Source organism: Noviherbaspirillum denitrificans (genome assembly GCF_002211445.1).
GTDB lineage: Bacteria > Pseudomonadota > Gammaproteobacteria > Burkholderiales > Burkholderiaceae_D > Noviherbaspirillum > Noviherbaspirillum denitrificans.
The window spans coordinates 3,310,551-3,316,129 of sequence record NZ_LSTO01000001.1; the positions used below are offsets into that span (position 1 = coordinate 3,310,551).

6 protein-coding genes are annotated in these 5,579 nt (G+C 61.9%); 5 read left to right on the top strand and 1 reads right to left on the bottom strand.

The window, feature by feature from the left end:
- Positions 1–90 precede the first annotated feature (90 nt).
- The 5 genes from AYR66_RS15980 to AYR66_RS16000 all read left to right on the top strand — a co-directional run bounded on the left by AYR66_RS15980 (position 91) and on the right by AYR66_RS16000 (position 5,092).
- Positions 91–1,071 (top strand): protoglobin domain-containing protein, encoded by a 981-nt coding sequence (locus AYR66_RS15980; RefSeq protein ID WP_088709850.1) that lies wholly within the window; start codon positions 91–93, stop codon positions 1,069–1,071.
- Between the two features lie 9 nt (positions 1,072–1,080).
- Positions 1,081–1,458, top strand: coding sequence for an STAS domain-containing protein (locus AYR66_RS15985; protein ID WP_088708327.1), 378 nt, complete (start codon positions 1,081–1,083; stop codon positions 1,456–1,458).
- Positions 1,439–1,852: an anti-sigma regulatory factor gene (locus AYR66_RS15990; protein ID WP_088708328.1), complete on the top strand. Its 414-nt coding sequence runs from the start codon at positions 1,439–1,441 to the stop codon at positions 1,850–1,852. Before AYR66_RS15985 ends, AYR66_RS15990 begins: the two co-directional genes overlap by 20 nt.
- 94 nt (positions 1,853–1,946) lie before the next feature.
- Positions 1,947–2,495, top strand: coding sequence for a SpoIIE family protein phosphatase (locus AYR66_RS15995; protein WP_170942167.1), 549 nt, complete (start codon positions 1,947–1,949; stop codon positions 2,493–2,495).
- Entirely contained in the window at positions 2,492–5,092 is a 2,601-nt protein-coding gene (locus tag AYR66_RS16000; protein ID WP_170942168.1) for an EAL domain-containing protein, read from the top strand. Before AYR66_RS15995 ends, AYR66_RS16000 begins: the two co-directional genes overlap by 4 nt.
- Here AYR66_RS16000 and AYR66_RS16005 read toward each other — a convergent pair.
- On the bottom strand, positions 5,068–5,579 hold a 512-nt coding region (locus AYR66_RS16005), incomplete at its 5' end, for an MmyB family transcriptional regulator (protein WP_474647532.1). The two genes, AYR66_RS16000 and AYR66_RS16005, sit on opposite strands and share 25 nt — an antisense overlap.

The window sequence follows — 5,579 nt, forward strand, 5'->3', positions numbered from 1 at the left end:
TTCGGTTCACCGGGACCGGTTTTAGCGCACCCCATGCCGCGAAAGATTCGCGTTCAGGCCCATCCCAACAACAACGGAGCAGACACATCCATGGACGCGCCAACCAAGCACCGCAAAGAGCGGTCGAACCTACTGAAAACCTTGAACATCGATGCAGAGGAAATTGAAAGCCGGAAGCAATTCCTCCAGTTCCACGACGACGATGCGCAGCGCTTGCAGGACATCGGCGGGCTGGCCGACCGCTATGCGGACGAAGTGATCGAAGAGTTTTACCGCCACCTTCTTTCTTTTGAAGAAACTCGGATCTTCTTCAATGATCCGGAGACATTGTCGCGAGTAAAGAATGCACAGAAGAATTATTTTCTGCGCCTGACGCAAGGCAATTACGGTCCGGACTATATCGAGAACCGCCTGCGTGTCGGCAGCGTGCACGAACGCATATCGCTGCCGGTCAAGGCCTACCTCGGGATGTACAACTTTTACCTGCGTTCGGTATTCGCGCGCCTGACGGAAACCTACCGCGATGATCCGGCCCGCGCCAATGACATCTTCGTGTCGCTGATGAAGCTGACCTTCCTCGACATTGGCCTGGCAATCGATACGTATATCGACTCGCGCGAACGCACCATTGGCCAGCAGCAGGATGCCATCAAGGAATTGTCCACGCCGGTGCTGCCTTTCCGCGAAGGCATCCTGCTGCTGCCCGTGATCGGCATGATCGATTCCTACCGCGCCAGCCAGCTGACGGAGCAGCTCCTGCACTCGATTCGCGACACACGCGCCAAGGTGGTGGTGGTCGACATCACCGGCGTTCCCTATGTCGATTCGCGGGTAGCCAGCCATCTCGTGCAGACTGTGGAAGCGGCCCGCCTGATGGGCTCGAAGGTGATCGTATCCGGCGTCTCGCCCGAGATTGCGCTGACCATGGTGACACTGGGTATCGACCTGGGACGCATCGAAACCGTGGGCGACATGCAAAGCGGACTGGAGCGCGCAGAACAGCTGAGCGGCTACAAGATGGTGCGCGTCGATCCCGGCCCCGGACACGAGCAGGATTTCGGCAAGGAATGAGGAGCCCCGATGGCCGTTCCCATCCTCAAACAAGAAGACTTCCTGATTGCGTCGATCCAGGATGAACTCAGCGACGCGGAACTCGTCCAGCTGCGCGACCAGCTGGTCGCCAAGGTGAGGCAATTCCGGTCAAGGGCGGTGCTGATCGATGTCACCGTGCTCGACATCATGGATTCCTTCGCGGCCCGCACGCTGCGCTCCATCGCGCACATGACCAAACTGCTCGGCGCCGAGACCGTGGTGGCCGGCATCCAGCCCGATGTGGCGCTGTCCATGGTGCAGCTCGGCCTCACCCTGGAAGGCATCGTGGTTGCCCTGGACCTGGAGGACGGTCTTGCCCTGTTGAGAAGACGCGAAAGGCAGAAGCATGCTGCAAACCGGCAATGATGACATCGTCATGCCCCTGCTGAACGATGTCGACGTCCTGAAGGTACGCAAGTACGGCAAGGAACTTGCGGCTGCGCTGCAATTCTCCACCAGCGAACGCACCATCGTCGCCACCGCCATCTCGGAGATCGCACGCAATACCGTGCTCTATGCCAAGGCGGGTGCCATGCATTTGCGCCTGATCCGCAACGGAATGAAGCGCGGCCTGATGATCGTCGCCACCGACGAAGGGCCGGGCATCCCGGACCTCAAGCTGGCGATGCAGGACGGCTACACCACCTCGCGGGGCCTCGGCATCGGCCTGCCGGGAGCGAAGCGGTTGATGGACGAATTCGACATCGTGTCCGAGGTCGGCAAGGGCACAGTCATTACCATGAAGAAGTGGGAGCGGTGAGATGGAGCCGCCTCCCGGAGCCGAACCACTGGTGGAATTTTGGGTAGCACAGCGGCCAATACCGGGGGAAAATGAATCGGGAGATCAGTACCTCGTGGCGCATTATCCGGGAGGCGTACTGGCTGCTGCGGTCGACGGACTCGGCCATGGCGAGCAGGCAAGCATTGCTGCCAAACTGGCCGTCGCCACCCTGGCAGCACAACCGGATGATCCCGTGCAAGTATTGATGCAACGGTGCCATGATGCATTAAGGAAAACACGCGGTGCGGTCATCACGCTCGCATCCTTCACCGCCGATTCGAACTCCCTCACCTGGCTGGCCGTCGGCAATGTCGAGGCAATCCTGCGTCGCAAGCACCCGCCCCACAGCAAGCCGGTAGCCATCCTTCCGCGCGGCGGTATCGTCGGCGACCGGCTGCCTCCACTCAACCCGGCGACGCTGGCCGTGACCTGTGGCGACCTGTTGCTGCTTGCCACCGATGGCATTGCCAGCGTCTTCATCCGGGAGGTCGGACGCATGGAACAACCGCGGCAACTCGTCAATCATATCTTTGCGCAGCATGCGAAGAGCACGGACGATGCCTTGATTCTGGGGGTGCAATGGAGAAACAGCAGCAAGGCGCCGACCTCTGGCGGAGCATGACTCCGCGGGAAGGTAACGCGCTTTCGCGTGGCCTCCATGCCGTGGAGGAAGCGGATTCGTCAGGGTCGCTGTCGTCCTTCCGGGATGAGTACCGTGCCGCGCTGCTGGATTACCTGTACGGACGTTCCGACGAGGGTGCCTTGCAGCACGCCTACGAACTCGGGCGCCAGGCTGCCATCAGCCGCCTCAGCATCCTCGACCTGCACGGTGCCCATCACGACACCCTGCTTGCCTTTGCCGCCCAGGCACGGCCGCCACTCGAGCAGGCTTCCGCGCACGGCACAGCCTCCTTCCTGACCCGCGCCGCCGAATTCCTCGACCAGGCAATGGCCCCCTTCGAAATGATGCATCGCGGCTACGTGGAATCGGTGGCCCAGCTGCGCGAAATGAATGAAGTGCTCAAGCACCAGGCAGATGCACTGCACCAGAGCGAAGAACGGATGCGGCTGTTCATCAAGCACAACCCGGCTGCGGTCGCCATGCTCGACCGGAACATGCGCTACCTGCTGGTCAGTCCGCGCTGGCATGCGGATTACCGGCTGGGCGATCGCGACATCAGCGGCCTCTCGCACTACGAGGTGTTTCCCGAAACGCCGCAAGCCTGGCGCGATATCTACCAGCGCTGCCTGGCCGGCGGCATCGACAAGCGCGACGAGGCGCAATTCGTGCGCGCCGATGGTTCGGTCGATTCCGTCCGATGGGAAATCCACCCCTGGTACACGGCGCAGGGCGAGATCGGCGGGATCATCATGTTCACCGAGGTCATCACCGAGCGCAAGAACCAGGAAAAGAAGATCGCCCGCCTGAGCCGCATCCAGGGCCTGATGAGCGCCACCAATGCGGCAATCGTGCGCATCAACGAGCGCAGTGCATTGATGCGTGAAGTCTGCCGCATCGCTGTCGAGCAAGGCAACTTCCGCATGGCATGGGCCGGCTTCGGCAACAGCCGCAGTGTATCGGTGTCCTGCGTGACGCGCGAAATCAGCGCGAAGGAGCGCGCCACCGGCGGCGACATGGCAAACAAGGCACTGGAGGAACAGGGGCATGTGTCCCGTGTGATGCGTTCCGGAAAGCCGCAGGTCTTCAATGATGTCGCGACCGCGCGCCGTTTGCGCTACCGCGAAGAATGCCTGCGCCAGGGACTGCGCTCCTTCGCCATCCTGCCGCTGTGCGCGGTCGGCAAATGCATCGGCGTACTCTCCCTGTATTCCGCCGAGGCAAACATGTTCGACCGCGAGGAAATGAAGCTGCTCAACGAACTCGCCGACGATATTTCCTATGCGCTCAACCACATCGTCAATGAAGAGAAGATCAATTACCTTGCCTATTACAGCTCCCTGACCGGCAAGCCCAATCGCGCACTCTTCCGCGACCGGCTGCACCGGCAGATGGAGATCGCGCGGCACGAAAGACAGGTGCTCGCGGTGCTGCTGATCGACCCGGTACGCTTTTCCAATGTCAACGATACCTTCGGACGGCATGTGGGCGACGCGCTGCTGCAGCAGATGGCGGAACGTCTCGACAGCAAGATTTCCTCGCACGACACGCTGGCCCACTTCGGCGTGGATGTGTTCGCCATCATGCTCGCCGACATCCGCGGCGCGGCCAACGCGGCGCATGTGCTGGAGCGCCTGCTTGCCAGCTGCTTCGGCCCCGCTTTCGAGATCGACGGCAATGAACTGTATATCGCGGTCAAGGCCGGCATCACCTTGTATCCCGGCGACGGCGAGGACGGCGAAACGCTGGTGAAAAATGCCGAGATCGCACTGCGCAAGGCGCAGAAGTCGGCCGATACGTACCTGTTCTACCGGCCCGAGATGAATGCCAGCGTGGCGCGCCGCCTGACGCTCGAGAGCCGGCTGTACCGCGCGCTGGAACGCGACGAGTTCACGCTGTACTACCAGCCGAAATTCAATACGGTCAGCGGCGAGGTGGTCGGCTTCGAATCGCTGCTGCGCTGGAACGATCCGGAAGCGGGCCTGGTGCTGCCGTCCAGCTTCATCCCCATCCTTGAAGAGACCGGCATGATCCTTCCTGTCGGCCGCTGGATCATGGAAAGGGCGCTGTCCGATTATCGCGAATGGCAGGCGCGCGGACTGACGCCGGCGCCGATCGCGGTCAACCTGTCTGTAGTGCAGCTGCGGCACCGCGATTTCATCGAATCGCTGACCAGCGTCCGCGGCAAGATTCCGCCCGGCGAGCGGGTGCTCGACCTGGAGATCACGGAAAGCATCCTGATGGAAGACATCGAGCAAAACATCGCCAAGCTGCAGGCCGCGCGCGACATGGGCATGAAGGTCGCGATCGACGATTTCGGCACTGGCTATTCGTCGCTGAGCTACCTCACGCGGCTGCCGGTCGACCTGCTCAAGATCGACCGCTCCTTCGTGGTCGACATGAACAAGAGCCCTTCCGGATTGGCGATCGTCAGCTCCGTCATCTCGCTCGCCCACTCGCTACAGCTCGGCGTGATTGCAGAAGGCGTGGACGACGGCGAGCAGGCCAAGCTGCTCAAGCTGCTGCGCTGCGACCAGCTGCAGGGCTTCTATTGCAGCCATCCGCTGCCACGCGATCAGGTGACCGCGCTGCTGTCCTGAATGCGGCGCAACGCGTCGGCGGTCACCGCATCTGCCGGGAAAAACGTTTCCAGCGCCAGTTCCGACAAGGTTACATCGATTGGCGTGCCGAACACCGTGGTCGTGCTGATGAAGGACAGAATGCCGGCATCGGTGACGAACTGCAGCGGCACCACCACGCCCGCATAGTCATTTCCGCCGTGATGCGGCTTCGCTCCCGCCGGCGCCGGATAAGCGGCCAGCTCCTCCGTCAATGCGATCAGCACCGGATCGGCCGTCATGCCCACCTGGTGGCGCAGGCGCTCGAACAGGTGGTTGCGCCACTCCCAGTAATTGGCGATGCGCGGCGCCATGCCCAACGGATGCAAACTCAGGCGCAGCACGTTCACCGGCGGCGCGAGTAGCGAAGGATCGACGATCGACAGGAAGAAGGGCACCGCCTTGTTGTAGGCCACCAGGTTCCAGTGGCGGTCGACGGCAAGCGCAGGATAGGGTTCATGTCCCGCCA